Origin of the sequence: Paenibacillus sp. FSL R10-2734, assembly GCF_037963865.1 — a bacterium.
GTDB lineage: Bacteria > Bacillota > Bacilli > Paenibacillales > Paenibacillaceae > Paenibacillus_AQ.
Genome location: NZ_CP150170.1, coordinates 2,263,672 through 2,285,236 on the forward strand (window position 1 = coordinate 2,263,672; position 21,565 = coordinate 2,285,236).

Annotated in this window: 12 protein-coding genes; 11 read left to right on the forward strand and 1 reads right to left on the reverse strand. The window is 48.2% G+C overall.

Annotated features, from left to right (window positions below; genetic code table 11):
* The first annotated feature begins 35 nt into the window (after positions 1-35).
* The 3 genes from NSS67_RS09990 to NSS67_RS10000 all read left to right on the forward strand — a co-directional run bounded on the left by NSS67_RS09990 (position 36) and on the right by NSS67_RS10000 (position 3,239).
* On the forward strand, positions 36-596 hold the full coding sequence (locus NSS67_RS09990; RefSeq protein WP_042190972.1) for an ECF-type riboflavin transporter substrate-binding protein: 561 nt from the start codon (positions 36-38) through the stop codon (positions 594-596).
* 109 nt (positions 597-705) lie between these two features.
* A complete protein-coding gene (locus NSS67_RS09995) occupies positions 706-2,412 on the forward strand; it encodes an ABC transporter ATP-binding protein (RefSeq protein ID WP_339319397.1) in 1,707 nt (568 codons plus the stop codon).
* Positions 2,409-3,239: an energy-coupling factor transporter transmembrane component T gene (locus NSS67_RS10000; RefSeq protein WP_339319398.1), complete on the forward strand. Its 831-nt coding sequence runs from the start codon at positions 2,409-2,411 to the stop codon at positions 3,237-3,239. Before NSS67_RS09995 ends, NSS67_RS10000 begins: the two co-directional genes overlap by 4 nt.
* A gap of 52 nt (positions 3,240-3,291) precedes the next feature.
* Here NSS67_RS10000 and NSS67_RS10005 read toward each other — a convergent pair whose 3' ends face one another.
* Positions 3,292-4,278, reverse strand: a complete 987-nt coding sequence (locus tag NSS67_RS10005; RefSeq protein ID WP_339319399.1) for a Na/Pi symporter — start codon at positions 4,276-4,278, stop codon at positions 3,292-3,294.
* Between the two features lie 99 nt (positions 4,279-4,377).
* On the opposite strand from NSS67_RS10005, the gene NSS67_RS10010 reads away from it, so the two are divergent.
* The 8 genes from NSS67_RS10010 to NSS67_RS10045 all read left to right on the forward strand — a co-directional run bounded on the left by NSS67_RS10010 (position 4,378) and on the right by NSS67_RS10045 (position 21,535).
* Positions 4,378-5,802 carry a class I SAM-dependent rRNA methyltransferase gene (locus NSS67_RS10010; RefSeq protein ID WP_339319400.1) on the forward strand — a complete coding sequence of 475 codons (1,425 nt, stop codon included), beginning with the start codon at positions 4,378-4,380 and terminating at the stop codon, positions 5,800-5,802.
* A gap of 1,885 nt (positions 5,803-7,687) precedes the next feature.
* Positions 7,688-11,200 carry a helicase-exonuclease AddAB subunit AddB gene (addB, locus tag NSS67_RS10015; protein WP_339319401.1) on the forward strand — a complete coding sequence of 1,171 codons (3,513 nt, stop codon included), beginning with the start codon at positions 7,688-7,690 and terminating at the stop codon, positions 11,198-11,200.
* A complete protein-coding gene (locus NSS67_RS10020; protein ID WP_339319402.1) occupies positions 11,197-15,294 on the forward strand; it encodes a UvrD-helicase domain-containing protein in 4,098 nt (1,365 codons plus the stop codon). The genes addB and NSS67_RS10020 overlap by 4 nt, the downstream gene beginning before the upstream one ends.
* Positions 15,295-15,335: 41 nt before the next feature.
* Entirely contained in the window at positions 15,336-16,517 is a 1,182-nt protein-coding gene (locus NSS67_RS10025) for an exonuclease SbcCD subunit D (protein ID WP_339320559.1), read from the forward strand.
* Position 16,518: 1 nt separating this feature from the next.
* Positions 16,519-19,935 carry an AAA family ATPase gene (locus NSS67_RS10030; protein WP_339319403.1) on the forward strand — a complete coding sequence of 1,139 codons (3,417 nt, stop codon included), beginning with the start codon at positions 16,519-16,521 and terminating at the stop codon, positions 19,933-19,935.
* A 468-nt stretch (positions 19,936-20,403) separates the two neighbouring features.
* Complete coding sequence (locus NSS67_RS10035) at positions 20,404-20,763, forward strand: histidine triad nucleotide-binding protein (RefSeq protein ID WP_339319404.1); 360 nt, start codon at positions 20,404-20,406, stop codon at positions 20,761-20,763.
* 139 nt (positions 20,764-20,902) lie between these two features.
* Positions 20,903-21,076 (forward strand): 30S ribosomal protein S21, encoded by a 174-nt coding sequence (gene rpsU / locus NSS67_RS10040; RefSeq protein WP_036657994.1) that lies wholly within the window; start codon positions 20,903-20,905, stop codon positions 21,074-21,076.
* 15 nt (positions 21,077-21,091) lie between these two features.
* On the forward strand, positions 21,092-21,535 hold the full coding sequence (locus NSS67_RS10045; RefSeq protein WP_339319405.1) for a GatB/YqeY domain-containing protein: 444 nt from the start codon (positions 21,092-21,094) through the stop codon (positions 21,533-21,535).
* The last annotated feature ends 30 nt before the right edge of the window (positions 21,536-21,565 follow it).

A 21,565-nucleotide genomic window follows, 5' to 3' on the forward strand; every position in this document is an offset into this window, starting at 1 on the left:
AAAATGAAGAAGATACGTTGGGGGAGATGAAAAACATGGCAAAACAAAAGGTGCTATCGATCAAGACGATTGTAGCTATTGGTATCGGCTCTGCTTTATTCGTTATACTGGGCAGGTTCGGTTCAATTCCATCCGGAATTCCAAACACTAACATTGAGACTACATACGCTTTACTGGCATTGTTCGCACTGTTGTACGGTCCATTTGCTGGATTATTAATTGGTCTGATCGGACATACATTGAAGGATGCAATTTTTTATGGTTCCCCTTGGTTCAGTTGGGTAATCGCTTCTGGCATTGTTGGGCTGGTAGTTGGTTTGCTAGTGGCTAGAATTGGGATTCATGATGGAGAGTTCGGACGAAAGGAACTGATTCGTTTTAATCTCGCACAGATTGTAGCGAACGCAATCGCTTGGTTCCTGGTAGCACCTGTACTGGACATTCTAATCTATGCAGAGCCAGCGAATAAAGTATTCACACAAGGACTTATCGCCGGAGCATCCAATATAGTTACTGTGGCAGTAATTGGGTCCCTGCTAGCTATTGCGTATGCTAAGACAAGAACGAAGCAAGGAAGCTTGACCAGAGAAGCATGAATGACATATAATCCAAACCAAAAGCCGGTGGAGATCACCGGCTTTTTCATGGCTATAAAACATATAAGAAATGTGAATTTCTTCAAAGAAGCCAAGAGGAAGGTTAAGTATGAAAAAAGCAGTTATCGAATTTAAGGATTTCAGTTTTCAGTATCGGGCGCAGCAGGAGCCTACTCTCACAAGCATCAACTTGACAATTAGCGAAGGGGAAAAGGTGCTTATCGTGGGACCCTCGGGTTCTGGGAAAAGCACATTGGCTCATTGTATAAACGGACTCATCCCTTTTGCATATAAAGGAGAGATGTCTGGGTCCCTGCGCATTATGGGTCTGGAGCAGAAAGAACTAAGTATTGCAGCGTTGTCGGATCAGGTGGGGACTGTACTGCAGGACCCAGACGGACAGTTTGTTGGATTAACGGTTGGAGAGGACATCGCCTTCAGTCTGGAGAATCACGCGGTTCAGCAGGCTGAGATGATAGAAAGGGTAGTGGCTGCGGCAACAGCGGTGGATATCCACGAATATTTGGGAGCTTCACCTCAGGAATTATCAGGCGGACAGAAACAGAAAACGACCTTAGCTGGTGTACTGGTTGGTGATGTGGACATCCTGCTCTTTGATGAGCCTTTGGCAAACTTAGATCCATATACCGGCACAAAAGCGATTGAGCTTATTGACCGAGTGCAAAAAGAGACCGGTAAAACGGTAATTATTATTGAGCACAGATTAGAGGAAGTACTGCACCGTGCTGTGGACCGCATTATTGTGATTAATGACGGATACGTAGCGGCGGATATGCCAGCCGCTGAGCTGTTAAGCACAGGCTTGCTTTCAGAAGTAGGCATTCGGGAGCCTCTCTATTTAACAGCTCTAAAGTATGCAGGTTGTACAATTACAGCAGATATGAATCCACAGGATATGAACGATATTCAGTTGGATGCTTGTTCTAGTAAACTTAAGCTTTGGTATGATAACAATAATGCTAGGCAGGATAAGCTTGGGAGTCCACCTATCCTTGAGTTGCGAGAGGTTTCATTCGGTTATGAGAGGAGCCGACCCGTACTACATAAGCTTAATCTTCTTATTAATAAAGGAGAGCTGGTCTGTATAGCTGGGAGAAACGGTGCTGGCAAATCCACTGTATCTAAGCTCATCTGTGGATTTTATAAGCCCACCTTCGGTTCGATATTGATGAATGGAAGGGATATTGCCAAGGATACGATTAAGGAGCGGGCAGAGCGGATCGGTTTTGTGATGCAGAATCCTAACCATATGATTTCTAAAACTCTTTTATATGATGAGGTTGCTCTAGGCCTGAAATTAGGGGGGATATCAGAGGAGCTTATCCGTGAACGAGTTCATCATGTTTTGAAGATATGCGGTCTATATGCGTTTCGTAGCTGGCCGATCTCGGCGCTCAGCTATGGCCAGAAGAAGCGGGTTACTATTGCTTCTATTATGATCCTGGAGCCAGAAGTAATTATATTGGATGAACCGACCGCGGCTCAGGATTATAGACATTATAACGAAATGATGGAATTCCTTCTGACGCTGCGGGAGCAGGGGATGACGGTCATTATGATCACACATGATATGCATCTCATGCTGGAGTATGCCGATAGAGCCATAGTATTATCTGATGGAGTGAAGCTTGCTGATGACAGCCCTGAGCGAGTATTAACCAATACAGATGTAGTGAGAAATGCTAATTTGAAGGAAACCTCACTTTTTACATTGGCCATGAAGGCCCAATTGGATCAGCCCGAGGAGTTCATAAGAAGATTTATCGCATACGATAGGAGGAGCCGGGGCGGATGAAGGCCACAATGTTAACTTTTACGAAGCAAGATTCACCTATTCACCATCTTACAGGCGCTACTAAGCTGATTTTATTTATAGTGTGGTCTGTGACGGGGATGATTACATATGATACAAGATGTCTAATTGTGATGTTGCTGTTTAGTTTGATTGCCTTTAGAATCTCTAAAGTTCAATTTCAGGATTATGCCTTCGTACTATATTTCATCTTAATCTTTTTCGTGCTTAATCATATAGCTATCTTTATCTTTTCTCCATTGGAAGGTGTGAAGGTCTACGGTTCACGTCATGATATTGTGCATCTTGTAGGACGGTATACCGTTACATGGGAGCAGCTATTCTATCAACTAAATATTGCACTTAAATATGCAGTAGTCATCCCTATGGCACTGTTGTTCCTTCTTACGACAAATCCTAGTGAATTCGCAGCGTCCTTAAACCGGATTGGCGTGAATTATAAAATTGCATATTCTGTATCGCTTGCTCTGCGGTACATTCCGGATATCCAAAGAGATTATGAGAACATATCGTTCTCTGCACAGGCTCGAGGAATAGATATCTCTCGAAAAGAAAAGCTGCCTAAGCGGCTTAAAAATATCATTTCGATTCTTATGCCCTTGATTCTGACTAGCATTGAGCGAATTGAGAATATTAGTACTGCTATGGAGCTGCGTGGTTTCGGAACTAAGAGCAAACGGACTTGGTACAGTAGACGTCCGTTCTCAAGAAACGATTATATTGCCTTGATCATATTTGCACTTATCGCAATATCTTCGACGGTAATAACGTTTTATGATGGATCGCGGTTTTATAATATTTTCGATTGAAGTATAATAATACAGTTGTGGAAAGCTTGGGCACAGGAATTACAGTATATCGTTACGATTGAAGACGTTTCTCCAGTCTTGACCATACAGGCAGGTAACATAATGGGAGTGCAATTAGCGAGCATACTACATTAAAAATAGTCTGTGCATGGGCGATTTGTGAGGCGGGTCCTCCGCCAATCCATGCAGCAGTTGCTTGTAGGGGTCCGATAAGAGGTAGGAACAGCAGCGCACCACCTACATTGAGCGCAACATGCGACCAAGCGACGAAGACGCCAGAAGGCGAGCCGCCGATGGAAGCGATGATTGCCGTGACGCAGGTGCCAACGTTGGCACCGAGCACGATGGCTATGCCGAGCTCTGGTGGCATGGCACCTGAGGCAGCAATGCCCATAGCCATGGCGATAACCGCGGCGCTGCTATGTAACAGGGCAGTTAAGCAGGCACCTGCGGCGAGTCCCCATAGGGCACTTGTGGCGGCATGATTCAGGAACCAGAGGAATAGTCCACTCTCTTGAAGTGTCCCGCCGATGGATTGCATGACTGAGATTCCCCATAAAATTAGGGCGAATCCTGTTACAGCCAGGCTAATGAACTGCATCGGCCCGGATATTTTCCGGCAGAGTGTAGCCGCCCGTGACGTATGGGGCAGCTCGCCTGCTATAACAGCCGCTGCCCACAGACTCAGCGAGGCTGCCAGCAATGGCGAGGCCATGGAATTAATCTGAAGTCCGATCAGTTCGGTGGTCAATGTGGTGCCGATATTGCTGCCCAGGATAATGCCAAGTGTGCGGGCATAGGTGAGCAGGCCGGCATTCACCATGCCGATCGTCAACACAGTTACAGCCGTACTGCTCTGAAGCAGGGCGGATAGCAAGCTGCTGGCTATCATTCCTTTGATAGGTGTAGAGGTAGCCTTATTCAAGCTTCTTGTCAACAGAGGTCCTGCTAGCTTGGACAACGCTGTTTCCATTAGCTTCATGCCAGCCAGAAAGATGATAAGACCATATATGATAGGGAAAAACAGATCACGGAACATAGGGCATACTCCTTTGGACGAGGGTTGTACACCAATATATGAAAGTAACGTGTAGGACATGTATAAAATCATTTTTAGAAGAACAGGGAGTTGAAGTCATTGGCATCGGTTATTTTAGAACGCAATCGCAAAAAAAGACTGGAACAAGGTCATCCATGGGTTTACGCAGGTGAAGTAGCATCGGTAGAAGGAAACCCAGAGGCTGGGGGATTAGTAGATGTCCTTAACCATCAAGGCCGGTTTCTGGCTGTAGGATATTACAATCCAGCTTCACAGATTCGGGTAAGAATTGTATCGCAGGGACCTTTGGCTATTATGGACACAGCCTTTTTCGCAGAACGTTTTGCGAATTGCCTGGAACATAGAGATCGTTTCCTTCCTGGCGCAGATGCTTACCGTTTGGTTTATGGTGAAGCGGACTTTCTGCCAGGGCTTATTGTGGATCGGTTCGGGGACATTCTAGTTGTGCAGCTGCTTACACTCGGAATGGACAAGCGGCGTGCAGAGATTGTTGAAGCGCTTGTACAGGTTATGGCACCGCGTGGTATCTATGAACGTAGTGATGTTAGTGTACGCGAGCTTGAAGGTCTAGAGCAGACTACAGGCGTGTTGTACGGGGAATGCCCACGACATGTTACCGTAAGTGAGAATGGTCTGAAGCTAGTGGTAGATATCGAAGAGGGCCAAAAGACAGGCTACTTCTTTGACCAGCGCGAGAATAGAGCATCTATTGCTCCACTGATGAAGGGCTGGGGTGGACGAAGCGGAATTACACTGCAAGAAATCGAAGCAGAAGACGGTTCGCTACAGACTTTGCCGGTAAATAAGAGTGGTAAGCATGTAACCTTCCCTTATTGGGATGGTGCGACAGTGCTTGAATGCTTCTCCCATACGGGTAGCTTCACTCTGCATGCTTGCAAATATGGCGCGAAAAAAGTAACCTGCCTTGACGTTTCTGCTCATGCTATAGAGAGTGCCAAGGTTAATGTGGAGCTGAATGGCTTTAGTGACCGCGTGGAATTTGTAGTGGATGATGCTTTTGCCTACCTGCGCAATCAGGTGAAAGGGCTGGAGGAACGTTCGGAACGAGCAACAGTTGCAAGCGGAACAGATTCGGCCGTAGCTGCTACAAAACCTAAATCTGGTGGCAAAGCGACCAAAACCGACACATCTAAGCCGATGACAGCCGGCGGCGGACGAACTTGGGATGTAGTTATCCTGGACCCTCCGGCATTTGCAAAAACTAAAAGTGCAGTAGCAGGAGCTTGCCGTGGTTATAAGGATATCAATCTACACGGCATGAAGCTGGTGAACGAAGGCGGTTATTTAGTTACAGCAAGCTGTTCATATCACATGCAGCCGGACCTGTTCCTAGAGACGATTGCAGACGCAGCTAAAGATGCTGGTAAAGTATTGAGACTTGTGGAATGGCGGGCCGCAGGCAAAGACCATCCACAAATTCTTGGTGTTAACGAAGGCCACTACCTGAAGTTTGCGATTTTTGAAGTGCGGAGTAAGAAATAAGCTGGAACGCGCATCCGTTATAATGAGTAAATGAACCCATGAACCCATGAACCCATGAACTCATGAACCCATGAACGAATAAACGAATAAACGAATAAACGAATGAACGAACACAAGAACACAGGAACGCAAGATACAAGACACAAGACACAAGAACACAAGATACAAGACACAAGAGCACAAGAACACAAGAACACAAGAACACAAGAACACAAGAGCACAAGAACACAAGAACACAAGAACACAAGATACAAGACACAAGAGCACAAGAGCACAAGAGCACAAGAACCATGATCCACAAACCACAAACCACAAACCTATGATCCGTAAGGAGGAGCTTTTGCGAGAGCCCTTTTTACGGATTTTTTGCGTGTTCTTTGCTGAGGTAAATTAGCTATCGGACTCAGGAGACATTAAATGGTACAAATTTGCTCAATTTGGAATGCTTTCGGACCCCAGAGGCGCTATTGCTGTGAAATAGGTCGAAAATGACCCGTTTTTTGAGTATAGGTGCACTGGAGTCCGGAAATCTCTGAAAATGGCCTAAAATGCATGAATAACGTCACCTGAGTCCGAAAGTAATCCAGCAGAAAGATTTATTGTAGGGGAGCTAGACAATAGGCGGTAACGAGGCTGGTCTTGAATGTGTTCTTAAGGATGGATTTAACGATGGTCTAAGGTAAGGCGTTGCTAACGGACTCAGATGATACTAAATAGCGAAAAAAGCCAATATTTGAACCGTTTCGGACTCCAGAGGCGCTATTGCTGTGAAATAGGTCGAAAATGACCCGTTTTTTGAGTAATAGGTGCACTGGAGTCCGAAAATGTCTGAAAACGGCTTGAAATTCATGAATAACGACTCCTGAGTCCGAATGTAATCCAGCAGAAAGATTTATTGTAGGGGAGCTAGACAATAGGCGGTAACGAGGCTGGTCTTGAATGTGTTCTTAAGGATGGATTTAACGATGGTCTAAGGTAAGGCGTTGCTAACGGACTCAGATGATACTAAATAGCGAAAAAAGCCAATATTTGAACCGTTTCGGACTCCAGAGGCGCTATTGCTGTGAAATAGGTCGAAAATGACCCGCTTTTTGAGTAATAGGTGCACTGGAGTCCGAAAATCTCTGAAAATGGCCTAAAATGCATGAATAGCGACTCCTGAGTCCGAATGTAATCCAGCAGAAAGGTTTATTGTAGGGGAGCTAGACAATATAGACAATAAGCGGCAACGAGGCTGGTCTTGAATGTGTTCTTAAGGATGGATTTAACGATGGCCTAAGGTAAGGAGCTGCTAACGGACTCAGATGATACTAAACAGCGAAAAAAGCCAATATTTGAACCGTTTCGGACTCCACAGACGCTATCGGCCCCAAAGCAGCCGAAAAGGGACACTTATTCGCTGGATAGCTGCACTGGAGTCCGAAAAGTTGCCAAAACAGCACTAAATTCACAAATAGCGACTCCTGAGTCCGAAAAGTTGTCAAAACAGCACTAAATTCACAAATAGTGACTCCTGAGTCCAAATGTAATTAATGTAGCTAGCTAAACCAAAAATGTAGAGTGTTGAATGCGGAATCTTGATGGTGAACCCCGATGGTGAACCCCGAAACCTAACTCCACGCTCCGAACAGAAATAATCGCACATTGCGCACCGGGTATTTAACAAACTAAACATATTAAACAGCAAGCCACCAGATATGGAGGGGGTATTTTCCCATTGTAAATCAATAGAAAATAATAGCAAACGCATGTTCTGATTTGTGCGGTTATGCTATACTGAGGGGACGAGGAACGACTGAACTTTTTCAATTGAATTCAATCAATGGGTGGATATTTCACCTTGTATCATATACATTTTCTCCGCTACGGAAGGAGTCTATCAATTATGTCGGTAACCTTTTTACTAGGCCGCTCAGGCAGTGGCAAGACAACAAAAATATGGGAGTCCATCTCTTCTTCTTTAGAAAAGGAGCCTCTTGGCGCACCGATTATTATTCTTGTACCGGAGCAGGGCTCATTTGGCGCGGAACGGGGACTGCTGACTGTAGGAAATGTGAAGGGCAGCATTCGGGCGCAGACACTGAGCTTTTCACGGCTTGCCTATCGGGTGAAGCAGGAGACGGGAGGCAGTGCTAGTCTGCCTATCAGTGAAGAAGGTAAGAAGATGTTGATTTACAAAATCATCAGTCGTCGCAAAGAGGAACTAAAATTGTTCGGTGCCTCTGCGGACAGACCGGGGTTTGTGGAACGGCTAAATCAACTGCATACAGAGATGAAGCGTTGCTGTTTGGCTTCCTCTGATTTAGAGGAGCAGTTGACCGTAATGCGAGGTGCTATTGCAAGAAGTCCGATTCTTGAAGGCAAGCTGGATGATTTACAGCTAGTATTCAGCGAATTAGAGAAGGAGATGTCACGTCTCTATATCGATGAAGAGGATCGTTTAGCGGAATTAGCTGAGCATATTCCTGACTCCTCCTATATTCGTGGAGCGGAAATTTGGGTAGATGGGTTCCATGGCTTTACACCACAGGAATTCGTAGTGCTTCGAGAATTGATGCAGCAGGCTTCGAAGCTGACCGTTTCACTCACACTTGATCGACCCTACCCTTATGGAGATCAGTTGAATGAGCTGGAGCTGTTTCATCCTTCTGCGGTAACTTATATTAAACTTCGTGGAATAGCAGAAGAGCTGGGCATTGATGTGTGGGACGAGCTACTGGAGCCTGCTGTTCTGCCACGTTTTGCAGAAAGTCCTGTTCTTGCACACCTTGAACGAGGATATGACCGCCGTAAGGTCTGGAAAGATGCAGATGATTTAGCAAACGAGGCTATATCTATAGGGGCTGCGGTTTCACATAGAGCAGAGGTCGAGGGAGCGCTACGAGAAATGACCCGACTGGCGCGGGACGAAGGCGCAAAATATGGTGAAATGGCTGTATTGATGCGTAATATTGGAGATTATGAGCAGCTGATTAAACCATTGTTCCAAGATTACGGGGTACCATTTTTTCTGGACCAGAAGGTAAATGAGCTGCATCATCCGCTAGTGGAGTTTCTACGTTCCGCAATGGATTTGGTGCGTCGTCGCTGGCGCTATGAGGATGTGTTTCGCTGCGTAAAGACAGAGCTTTTACTTCCGCTGGACGGTAGTATTACGCGTGAGGATATGGATGCCTTAGAGAATTATGTGCTTGCTTGCGGAATTCATGGATATCGCTGGACGGATGGCCGCTCATGGAAAGGTATCCCTAGCTTGTCGCTGGAAGGCGGCAGACCGATGGATGATGAACTGCTTGCTACTATGGAGCGATGCCGTGCTAGTATAACGGGTCCTCTATTTGCTTTTGAGAAACGAATTCAGAAGAGTCGCAGTGGCCTTGAACTTTGTACCGCAGTGTATAAGCTGCTTGAAGAGACGGATGTTGCACGAAAGCTGGAGAAGCTTAGCGTTGATTCTATGGAGAAGGGACAACCAGAGAAGGCTAGGGAACATAGCCAGCTGTGGGGCGCGGTACTTGATCTACTGGATCAGATCGTTGAAATGATGGGCAACGAGAGACTTGAGTTTGATGTGTTCACTGGGGTTCTAGAGACAGGACTTGCTGAGCTTAAGATGGGACTAGTTCCTCCTGCGCTGGATCAAGTGCTGGTCGGTAACATGGATCGGACGCGACCAACGGGAGTTAAATATGCCTTTTTGCTTGGATTTAATGAAGGTGTTGTACCTGCGCAGTTTAAGGAAGATGGAATACTCTCGGAAGGCGAGCGTTCAGTGCTTGAGAACGCTGGAATGGAGCTTGCTCCTGGTGCTTCTCGTAAACTGCTGGACGAGCGGTTTCTGATCTATAATGCGCTAACGACAGGAAGCAAAAAGCTCTGGATTAGCTACGCTACAGCTGATGATGAAGGTAAGGCACTCCTTCCCTCTGAGGTTATTCGTCATTTGCATAAAATGTTTCCAATGGTTAAAGAGCATGTCTTGTCCGCACTTCCCCCTGCGGGACTACCAGAAGAAGTCAGAGATTCCATTCACCTAGGTTTCATTGGTCATCCAGAACAGAGTCTTCGTGCATTGATTATGCAGCTGCGGCAATGGCGTCAGGGGGCGGAAATTCCTGAATTATGGTGGGATGCTTATAACTGGTTCGCTGAGCACAAAGATCGCAACCCTCAATTGAAACGTCTGCTCAGTTCGCTGTTCTATCGTAACGTGGGAATGAAGCTAAAAGGTGGAACGAGCCTCCGATTGTACGGTGGATCGACTCTGCGTGGCAGTGTATCCCGGATGGAGAAGTTTGTGGCTTGCTCCTTCTCCCATTTTGCATCCTATGGACTAAGACTGAAGGAACGCCAGCTATATAAGCTGCAAGCACCTGATATTGGACAACTGTTCCATGCTGCGTTAAGTGACATGGCGGTAAGACTGAAACGAGAGGGCCGCGGCTGGGGAAGCTTGTCCCCAGAGGAATGTCGGCGTGAGGCCAGTGAGACGGTAGAACGTCTATCGCCGATGCTTCAGGGTGAAATTCTGATGAGCTCCAAACGTTACGGCTACATCTCACGTAAGCTAAAGAACATTGTTGGACGCGCTTCTGTGATTCTGGGCGAACATGCTCGCAGAGGTAGCTTTGAGCCAGTAGGGCTGGAGCTGGATTTTGGACCGGATAAGGAGTTGCCGCCTTTAAGAATCACTTTGCCGAATGGCTGTGTGATGGAGGTTGTTGGTCGAATTGACCGCGTAGATATGGCTCGTGGAGAGAATGGAATTCTTCTGCGAGTAATTGATTATAAATCGAGCCAAAAGGACCTCAAGCTGCATGAGGTGTACTATGGATTATCGCTGCAAATGCTCACTTATCTGGATGTGCTGCTTACTTACTCGGAGCAATGGCTTGGGCAGCCGGCTCTTCCGGCAGGGATGCTGTATTTCCATGTGCATGACCCACTGTTAACCTCATCCAATGGGATGAACAAGGAGCAGGCAGAGCAAGAATTGCTGAAACGCTTCAAGATGAAAGGACTGCTTACGGCAGACCGTGAGGTTGTATCCTTGATGGATACAACCTTAGATAAAGGGTATTCTTCCATCGTGCCTGTAGCTGTAAAAGCTGATGGCAGCTTTTATAGCAGTGCTTCTGTAGCTACACCAGAGCAATGGGGGCACTTATTGTCTTCCGTTCGGGAAACGATCTCGGATATCGGGACACGCATTACGGAGGGCGATGTGGCGATTGAGCCATACCGGATTGGGCAGGAGACAGCCTGCACGTTCTGTTCTTTTAGACCTGTCTGCCAGTTCGATGAAGCCGTGGAAGGCAATGGCTACAACAATCTGAGTAAGCCAGGAAAGGACGTTATTTGGGATCTGCTGTCCCGCAAAGGAGGAACTACACCGTGAGTATTAAACCTGAAATAGAAGCGAAACCGGAAGGAAGCATATGGAGTGATGACCAGTGGCGCGCCATTGCTGAGAGCGGTGATGATATTCTCGTTGCCGCGGCAGCAGGCTCCGGTAAGACGGCGGTGCTGGTAGAACGGATTATTCGCAAGATTAGCAAGGAAGAGAACGGCTTTAGCGTAGACAGATTGTTGGTAGCTACGTTTACCAAAGCTGCTGCTGCCGAGATGCGGCAGCGGATCAGGGAAGCACTTGATCGGGAGCTGGAGGAGAATGGGGAGAATGACCATTTACGCCGTCAGCTGTCGCTGCTTGGTAAGGCTTCTATTACAACACTACACTCCTTCTGTCTGGAAGTGATCCGGCGTTATTATCAGATCATTCCGATTGATCCCGGTTTCCGTATCCTGAACGAACATGAAGCAGAGATGATGCGGCAGGAGCTGCTGCAAGAACTGCTGGAGGAAAAATATGGTGAAGTGGGCGAAGATGGCGCGGATAGCATATTTGTACAGCTTGCTGACTGGTTCAGTGGTGAACGCAGCGATGATGCGGTACATGCGCTCATACAGCGACTGCATGATTATGCCCGCAGCCATCCTTGGCCAGAGCAGTGGCTTCGTGATACCGCAGCGGACTTCTCATTACCTGACACTGACAGCTTGGGTCGAACACCATGGGTGCTTAGTATCCTTGAAGAAGCGAAGCTGACACTCGCGGGTGCTGCCAGTCAGCTTATTCAAGGCCGTGAGATTGCGCTACAGCCTGGCGGACCGGCACCTTATGCTGAGAATTTGGCAGCTGATCTTGAGATGGTAAATGCATTGCAGGAGGCCGTGAATGAACGGCCTTGGGCAGAATTATATGATGTTTTCATGGAAGTATACTTTGGAAAATTAAAGGCCTGTAAGAAGGATGCGACGGATCCTGGATTACAGGAGATGGTTAAAGAGCTGCGCGATAGCGTGAAAAAGAGTATTTTGGATCTTCAAAAGGCATTGTTTGGCCGTCCTGCAGATGTCTTTTTGAGAGAACTGAACGAGGCAGCACCTCTTATGGCAGAGCTTGCTGAGACGGTAATAGCGTTCGGTGAACGTTATCGAATCGAAAAAGCGGGACGGGGTTTAGTCGACTTCAGTGATTTGGAGCATTATTGTCTACAAATTTTACGCCATCCAGAATCTCTACCGGGTCATTCCCTGCCTTCTGATGCAGCGATGGAGTACCGTGCCCAATTCGATGAGGTTCTGTTAGATGAATATCAGGATACGAATAGTGTGCAAGAAGAGATTGTGCGGCTTATCTCCCGCGAAACACCTGGCAACCGGTTTATGGTTGGAGATATGAAGCAAAGTATTTATCGTTTCCGTCTGGCGGAGCCAGGGTTATTCCTGGAAAAATACCGTAGCTTTAGCTCAAAAAATGCCGATGATCCATCTGTAAATTCCAATGAACCGTCAGGCGGCTCGGTCATCGATTTGGCCCGTAATTTCCGCAGTCGTATGGAGGTTGTGAATGCCGTAAATATGATCTTCCGGCAGATTATGAATGAGTCGGTAGCGGAGATTACTTATGATGAACGCGCCGAGCTTGTTTACGGTGCGAATTTCCCAGGAGCAGCAGAAAATGGACCAGATACATTTTTTGCACCTGAGTTATTACTGATCGATCGTGGAACTTCAGCAGGCAAGTCCGAAGAGATTTCCGAAGACGGTGAGACGCCGCTTCAGGAAAGTGAGGCCATCGAGAGTGAGACGGCGCAGCTAGAAGCACGGGCCATTGCCCGGCGTATTTCACAGATGACCGGCATGAATGGTGGAGCGCCGCTGCTTATTTATGATAAAGGACTCAAAATTATGCGCCCGGTTATTTACGGCGATATCGTGATTCTACTTCGCTCGGCCAGAATATGGACCCCTCTAATCATCGAAGAGCTTCGGATGGAGGGAATCCCTGCTTATGGAGATCTGAATAAAGGATATTTTGAAGCAACAGAAGTGGAAATTGCACTTTCACTCTTGAAAATTGTAGATAATCCTCAGCAGGATATACCACTCGCTGGCGTACTCCGTTCACCTGTGGTTGGATTAACTGAAGAAGAATTGGCTACGGTTCGGATGTGCAGTCATGGCTCTTTCTACCGTGCCGTACAAATGGCGGCGGACATGCAGGATGTGAGAGAGGCCGAGGAAGAGTATGATCTCTTCTCAGCTCATGTAACTGAATCAGCTAGCGCCGCTGAAAGAAATGCTTCCTCAAATGAAGCTCTTTTTGATGCCAGCATTCATGACGTGAAAGCAGAACGTGAGGCTGCGCCGCAAATTAGTCCAGAGCTGAAACGTAAACTTGAACATTTTCTAGGACTGTTGGAAAGCTGGAGAGATGCGGCTAGACAAGGCAGTCTCAGTGAGTTGATCTGGCGTATCTATGGAGAGAGCGGTTATATGGAATGGGTTGGAGGCTTGCCTGGAGGCTCACAGCGTCAGAACAATCTTAAAGCCTTGTATGATCGGGCTGTTCAATTTGAGAATGACACTGCGGCGCGTGGATTGTTCCGTTTTTTGGTGTTCATTTCACGGCTACGTGAGAATGGCGGGGATCTCGGCGTAGCTGGTGGTGGCGGTGAAGAAGGCAATGGGGTCAGAATCATGACCATCCATAAATCCAAAGGCTTGGAGTTCCCTGTTGTTTTTATAGCGGGTATGGCTAAGCAATTTAATCGGCAGGATTTGCACTCTCCATTCTTGATGCACAAAGAGCTTGGCTTTGGGCCACGTTTTGTGGAGCGGGATACACGGGTTAGCTATCCAACCCTTTCTTATCTGGCTATTAATCGTCGTACACGGCTAGAATTATTAGCTGAAGAAATGCGTGTATTATATGTAGCGTTAACGCGTCCAAGAGATAAGATGATTCTAGTTGGTACTGTCAGAGATTTACCTCGCAAAATTGCTAGCTGGAGCAGTGTGCAGAATCGGGAAGAGCTGCTGCTTGCTGACCATCTGCTTGCCCGAGGACGCACCTATTTGGACTGGGTTGGACCAGCATTGATCCGGCATCCGGCTGCAGCTATTCTTCGTAAGCTGGGCGGTTCAGAAGGCGCCGTCTCAACGGTGCTGCACAGCGACGTCTCCAACTGGAGCATCAGTGTGCAAAATGCTTCCGAACTGAACTCTGGGGCATTCCTTCCATCGGATAATTCTGAGGACAAAGCAGAAGAACGTCAGACTGTGCTAGAGGCGCTGCAAAAAGGTGAATCTGTAAAAATCTATGGAACAGAGAATAGTGTTGAAATTGATAGAAGGTTGGAATGGAATTATCCGTATGCGGCTGCCTCTGGCATTCCGGCCAAAACCTCTGTTACGGAGTTAAAAGCTTTGCTGTCGATGCAAGACCAGCCTTCTTTTGATCTGCTAGAGGAAGGAGACAATCCAGCCACCTCAAGCGAAAACAATAAACGTCCAAATGTGGCAGGAGCGGACAATCTTCATTTGCGGCGTCCGAAATTCATGGAAAAACGCAGCCTAACCCCAGCGGAACGTGGGACTGCTTATCATACGGTAATGCAGCATATTCCACTTGATGGTACTGTAGGGCCGGATGTCGTAGAACAAACATTAGCCAGACTAGAGCGGGTAGCTATTCTAACTGCAGAGCAAGCGGAGGCGGTAGCTCCTGATCAGATCGAGGCTTTTTATAGCAATGAACTTGGACAAAGACTATTAAAGTCTTCTTGGAAGCTTAGAGAAATGCCGTTCAGTTACATGGTTCCCGCAGGAGAGGCTTATCGTGGACTCGATTATATGGATAAAGCCGTCTCAGCGCTATCTCCCGAGAATGACAAGGAAGGATTTAGTGAGGCGGTGCTAATCCAAGGGGTCATTGACTGTCTTTTCCGTGAAGAGGGTCCAATTATTCTGCTAGACTATAAGACGGACTCAGTATTGGAACATCAGGGTGGCTTAGAAGCGCTTAAGGAAAAATATCGTTTTCAGCTAGAGCTATACAGCAAGGCATTGCATGATATTTTGGGAGAACCGATCAGCGAGATTTGGCTGTACTTTTTTGACGGCGGACATGCTGTGAAATTATAAATCTATTCATTGCCGCATAGGAGCGGGGAAAGAGGATGAAGATGCGGATATTGCATACGGGGGATTGGCACCTTGGCCGTACGCTGGAAGGAAGAAGCCGGCAGAAGGAGCAAGAGCAGTTCATAGATGAATTGGTGGAAATCGCCGATTTTCATAAGGTAGATTTGATTATGATGGCGGGAGATGTGTACGATTCCGTTAATCCACCAGCGGCTGCGGAGCAATTATTCTATGAGGCTGCTGCCAGGCTGACTTCAGGTGGAAGACCGCTTGTTGTGATCGCTGGAAATCATGACCAACCGGAGCGAGTGTCTTCAGTCTCCCCGCTTGTGCTAAGACAGGGAATTACATTGGTAGGACTTCCTACCTCAGAGCCAGTGACTGTTCATGCGGTACGCACGGGTGAGAGTGCCAAAATTGCAGCTTTACCCTATCCCTCCGAGGCTCGTCTCGGTGAGCTGCTTGCTGGGGATAGTGGGGAAGAGGAGCTTCGACTGGCATATAGCGCACGCGTAGGCAAGCTTATGAAGCTGTTGGGTCGGGAATTCACACCGCAGACCGTTAATTTAGCGATGAGCCATATTTATGTACTTGGTGGTGTGGAAAGTGACTCGGAACGCCCAATCCAAGTGGGTGGGGCTTATACTGTAGATCCTTCTGCTTTAGCCTGTGGAGCGCAATATACGGCATTAGGCCATCTTCATCGCGCTCAGCGTGTAAAAGGTGAAGGCATGATTCGTTACAGCGGATCGCCGCTGGCATACAGCTTTTCTGAAGCAGGACAGGCCAAATCGGTTACGCTGATTGATGTTGCACCTGGTGGAGAGCCAACCTTTGAAGAAATCTATCTTCGTTGTGGGCGTCCGCTTGTAAGATGGAGCTCCACTGGAGGATTGCAGGAGGTGTATAACTGGCTGGATGAAGGTAGAGATGCTTCTGCTTTTATAGATTTGGAGATACGGCTTAGTGAAGCTATGTCGATGAATGATATTCAGCGCCTGCGCAAATCACGCGAGGGGATCATTCATATTCGTCCAATTTATCCGCAAATGGAGATGGAGCTCGAACAGGTTTCCCGTTCACGTATGCCTGTGCAAGAATTGTTCCGTAAATTCTATCAGCGTCAGACGGGTGGAGCAGAGCCGGAAGATAGCTTGATAGAGCTGTTCTTACAGCTTACCGAAGAAGAACGGCGTCAGCCAGAGGAAGGAGAGGAGAACTAAGGTGAAGCCTATTCTATTAAAAGTAGCAGGACTACAAAGTTATAGAGAAATGCAGGAAATAGATTTTGAAAGTTTATGTGAGACCGGTTTGTTTGGAATCTTTGGACCAACAGGGAGCGGCAAGTCTAGTTTGCTAGATGCTATTACTTTGGCGATGTACGGGAAAGTGGAACGTGCCGTTAACGGAACGCAGGGGATTATGAATCATTCTGAAGACACGCTACAAGTCTCTTTCACCTTTGAGCTTACTTCCTCTGCTGGGGCACATCGTTACCGTGTTGAGCGTAAGTTTAAGCGTACAGGGGAGCAAACCGTAAGTAACACGATTAGCCGTTTTATTGAAGTCACACCTGATGGGGATAACGTTCTGGCGGACAAGCTTGCGGATGTTACGCGCTGTGTGGAGGAGCATATTGGTCTAAAAATGGATGACTTCACGCGGGCGGTTGTATTGCCGCAGGGGAAATTTGCTGAATTCTTATCGCTTCGTGGCGTAGATCGCCGGCAAATGCTGCAGCGCCTGTTCCATCTGGAACAGTATGGCGATCAGCTTGCCATCAAGCTTAGCCGCCGAGTGAAGGAGAATGAGGCTGCGCTCCGCGCGCTCGAAGCTGAGCAACAGGGTCTTGGCAGCGCAGGCAAAGAGGATGTAAAGGCAGCGGCGGAGCGCCTCGAACAGGCAACCCTCTATGCTGCGGAATGCCGCCGGAAGCTTACGGCGGCGCTGCAGGTCTCGGAGCGTTTCGCGCGTATTCGCGAGCTCCAAGAGGAACGGACCCGCCGCGAGCTGCAGCGGCAGGGGCTGCTCTCCAAGGAGGGGGAGATTCTCCTCCTTGAACAGAAGCTCGGCCAAGCTGACGAGGCCGAGGCAAGGCTTCCCGCGCTTAAAGCATGGCGCAGCGCGGAAGAAGCCTTTAAGAGCCGATTGGCCCGCGCGGAGGGCCAAGAGGTGCTGGCCGCCGCCGCCGAGCAGGAGGCGGCGCGTGCCGCTGCCGCCGCGGCTGCTGCGCAGGCCGCGCTTGCGGCGGAAGAGCCGGCCCTCCGGGAGGGGGCCGGCACCTACCGCCGCGCGCTCGAGCTCGAGTCCGAGCTCGGGGCGCTACGGCGCGAACTCGCGGCTCTGCGCGAGCGCCGCGAAGAGGCCTCCCGCAAGCTAGCGGAGCTGCGGGAGGGCATGGCTCGGGAGCGTGAGCTTTTGGCCAAGGGCCAAAAGCGCCAGCAAGAGCTGCAGCTGAGCCTGCAGCCGCTCGGTGTCCGCTCCCAGGAGCGGCAGTCTCTGCAAGAAGCGATGCAGAGACTGCAAGGGCTGCACTCCGCCGAATCCCAATGGGATAAGGCGGAGAAGGAGCGCCGCGAGCGTGCCGCTGCACTCGCGGCTGCGCAGGCGCGACTCGCGGAGGCCGAGGGCCGTCGCGAGCAGCAGGAAGCTTCTCGCGGGCAACTGATCCGCGAGGCGGCGCTGCATCAAGAGGAGCTGCTGGCAACAGAAGAAGCTGCGCGTGCCGCCGCGGAGAGCCTGGAGCAACATGTCAGTTCTTTGGAAGCTGCTATGAAGGATCAAGAGCTTCACAGACTGTCGCTTGCGCTCGCTAAGGAGCTGGAAGAAGGACAACCTTGCCCTGTATGCGGCAGCGAGCATCATCCTGCTCCAGCATTATTGCAGGATAGCTTAGAGCAACAGGAACTGGAAATGAAGCTTCAGCAAGTCCGGGCATTGTCGAGACGGGCTTTGGAAGCTCGTCATTTGTTCCGAGGCCTTCGTGAACAGGATCAAGTATGGCTGGAGCAGGTATTTGGAAATGAAGTCATCGAAGCGGCAAATCACCCTGCAGCCGCAGGTTCAGAAGTAAGCGATGCAGTTGCCCCTTCCGCCGATTTAATCATTCCGGATGAAGAAGCCTTGTCAGCACTTGAGACTGAACTTTTGGCATTAAAAGGTCGGTCAGGTGAACTGCGCCGTACTGCGGTACAGTGGCAGCAATCGATGCAGGACGTTCAGCAGCTATGCCTCAAAGAAGCAGCTGGTGTCGATGGTGAACGGAGCTGGGTAGAAGGAATTACGGCCAAAGCTGAGGAACTCAGCGCCCAGCTAAAGGCTCTGCGGGAGAACTGGGTACAACAGTTCCCTAACCTGGCACCGGGTGAGGTAGAACAAGCTTACCGTGAGCTGGTCGCGAAGGATGCACAAGCCGAAGAAATTAGATCGCGTCTTGATATCAGCGTCAAATTTCTGGAGGAGAAAAGCGCTTCTGTGCAGAACCTTCAGGACACCATTATAGGGCTGGATAAAGAGCTAGCTCAGTGGATCACACAGATCGAAGGTAAAGAAGAATTGCAGCGTGAAAAAGATCAGCGTCTACTTGAGTGGACGAATGGTCGTGCTGCTGCTACGCTTCTAGCGGAGTGTGAAGGCCGTCTACAGGAATTGTTGACTGCTGTGGAGACAAACAAGCAATTACATCTTACCGCGGCGGAAAAGGCCCAGTATCAGATTAAAGAGGCAGCTATCGCTCGCCAGTCCGCAGAATCAGCGCGTGAACATTATGCAACTGCAGCCAGCCAGTGGGAACAAAGCTTGGCGTCTTCACCGTTTCGTTCAGCTGCTGAGGTTGAAGGAGCAGCTCTTACACCTGAAGAACGGGAAATAGCCTCTTCCCGGGTGCGTGCTCACCGTGCTGAAGAAGCTGAGGTCTCTTTGCAATTGCGTAACATTGAAGAGAAGCTTGACGGAGCCAGCTTAAGTGAAGAGGAATGGCAAATAAGCCAGGGGACCTTAAGAGAAAGTAAAGCTGAGGATGAAATGGCCCTTCAGGCAAGAGCACGTGCTGAGCGTGATTTGGAGGATCTGCGGCATCGGCATATTCGCTGGATGGAGCTCGAGGCCAAGCGGCTTGAACATGCCTCTCTACAAGATCAACTATCCAAGCTGCAGACGGTCTTACGTGGGAATGCCTTTGTTGAGTATATTGCCGAGGAGCAATTGATGCAGGTGTGCCAGTCCGCTTCCCAGCGGCTTCGTTTCCTAAGCAAGCAGCGTTATGCGCTAGAGGTTGATTCGGGTGGTGGCTTTGTGATCCGTGATGACGGGAACGGTGGGGTGAGAAGACCTGTCTCAACACTGTCTGGTGGAGAGACCTTCCTCACATCCCTTTCACTGGCACTTGCTCTTTCAGCTCAGATCCAGCTTCGGGGACAATATCAGTTGCAGTTCTTTTTTCTGGATGAAGGCTTTGGTACGCTCGACCCTGATCTGCTGGATACAGTAATCACATCACTTGAAAGATTGCATAATGACCAGCTGTCAGTCGGTATTATCAGCCACGTTCCAGAGCTGCGTGCACGGTTGCCGCGCAAGCTGGTAGTAGTTCCTGCTGAACAAGGTGGAGGGGGATCTCGTATCCTTTTGGAAAAAATGTGAGGATATTCTAAGCGTGTGATTGATATCACAGATACAGTATCAACGTGCTGTTATAATACAGCTAAGCCGACATTACTTTTAGAAACACCTCGGCGGACGTATGACCGGGAATATACTCCTTTTCATACGTCCGCCGCCGAATCAGCTTTATAAGCTGTGAAGGGTGTTTCTCTTTTTTTTGCCTTTTTTAGCCCCGACGGGAGTTTATATAGCACTACTTCATTTGTTAACGGAGTTCATTCTGTATTAGATACAGTTTTAGGGTGTAGACGTTGAATCTTCAAGCGTCTTTCGTAATTGGTGATTATCCTGTATGATTATCTTAAAATATAAGAAAGTATAAGTTTCACGTAATACTTCATGTCTTATATTTCTCGCATTTACGCTGACCGTCCTTGTAAGGGCACTGAAGGCTTTTATGCTTATGATGAAGCAATATTTCACCAATTTTTAGGAGGCAAGCACTCTATGGAGACCGTGTTTAGCAAAATTATTGAGGGTACTATTCCTTCCAAAAAAGTATTTGAGAACGAGCGTATTCTTGCTTTCTACGACATCGAGCCGGCTGCACCGGTACATGTGTTAATCATTCCTAAGAAGTTCATTGCTTCCATGAATGATGTCACACCTGAGGATCTTCCGCTGATTGCTGAAATTCACAGTGTAGCGCAACAGATCGCTATCGATCTTGGGATTGCCGAGTCTGGTTATCGTTTGATCAATAATTGTGGTCCTGATAGTGGACAAGCTGTGCCTCATCTTCATTATCACTTGCTTGGTGGGGCCAAGCTGGGAGCCCTTACAGGAATCTCGGCTTCTCACGCATAGTACAATCATTAAATGTTGAAGAACTTGCCAGAAAAAAAGAATAACACGGAGGTTGACACCTTATTTCCGTTTGACCTATAATGTAATTTGATAAACCGTGTTATGCTCTTGGACGGTATGGTCGGAGGGAGGGGAAACTGTGTCTGAAACGAAAGTTCGCAAAAACGAGACAATTGATGCTGCACTTCGTCGCTTTAAACGTTCCATCGCAAAAGATGGTGTCTTGGCTGAGGTGAAGAAACGCAAACATTACGAAAAGCCAAGCGTTAAGAAAAAGCTGAAGTCTGAGGCTGCTCGTAAGAGAAAGTTTTAGGAGGATTACCCACGCATGAATCTTAGCGAGAGATTGAACGAAGATATGAAGCAAGCGATGAAGAGTAAGGACAAGTTCACGCTCTCCACGATTCGAATGGTTCGTTCTACAATAAAGTATCTTGAAATAGATTTGAAGAGAACATTGGACGACAACGAAGTGCTTGATATCCTTAGTCGTGAAATCAAACAGCGCAAAGATGCCCTCCAAGAATTTGAATCAGCGGGTCGCGACGAGCTTGCCGCGAGTACGAAGGCAGAAATCGAGATTATTATTAAGTATCTTCCCGAGCAACTTTCCGAAGAAGAAATTAAAGCAATTGTACAGCAGACCATCCAGGAAACCGGTGCTTCTTCGAAAAGTGAAATGGGTAAGGTCATGAGCGCACTGATGCCTAAGGTCAAAGGTCGCGCCGATGGTAAACTCGTGAACCAAGCGGTTCTGCAATTTCTGCAATAATATAGCGCTAGCACCCCTTGCAAAAGGGGT

Coding starts and splice junctions, on each gene's coding strand:
- NSS67_RS09990 (WP_042190972.1), top strand. CDS start 36: ATGGCAAAACAAAAGGTGCTATCGATCAAGACGATTGTAGCTATTGGT.
- NSS67_RS09995 (WP_339319397.1), top strand. CDS start 706: ATGAAAAAAGCAGTTATCGAATTTAAGGATTTCAGTTTTCAGTATCGG.
- NSS67_RS10000 (WP_339319398.1), top strand. CDS start 2,409: ATGAAGGCCACAATGTTAACTTTTACGAAGCAAGATTCACCTATTCAC.
- NSS67_RS10005 (WP_339319399.1), bottom strand. CDS start 4,278: ATGTTCCGTGATCTGTTTTTCCCTATCATATATGGTCTTATCATCTTT.
- addB (WP_339319401.1), top strand. CDS start 7,688: ATGTCGGTAACCTTTTTACTAGGCCGCTCAGGCAGTGGCAAGACAACA.
- NSS67_RS10025 (WP_339320559.1), top strand. CDS start 15,336: ATGCGGATATTGCATACGGGGGATTGGCACCTTGGCCGTACGCTGGAA.
- NSS67_RS10035 (WP_339319404.1), top strand. CDS start 20,404: ATGGAGACCGTGTTTAGCAAAATTATTGAGGGTACTATTCCTTCCAAA.
- NSS67_RS10045 (WP_339319405.1), top strand. CDS start 21,092: ATGAATCTTAGCGAGAGATTGAACGAAGATATGAAGCAAGCGATGAAG.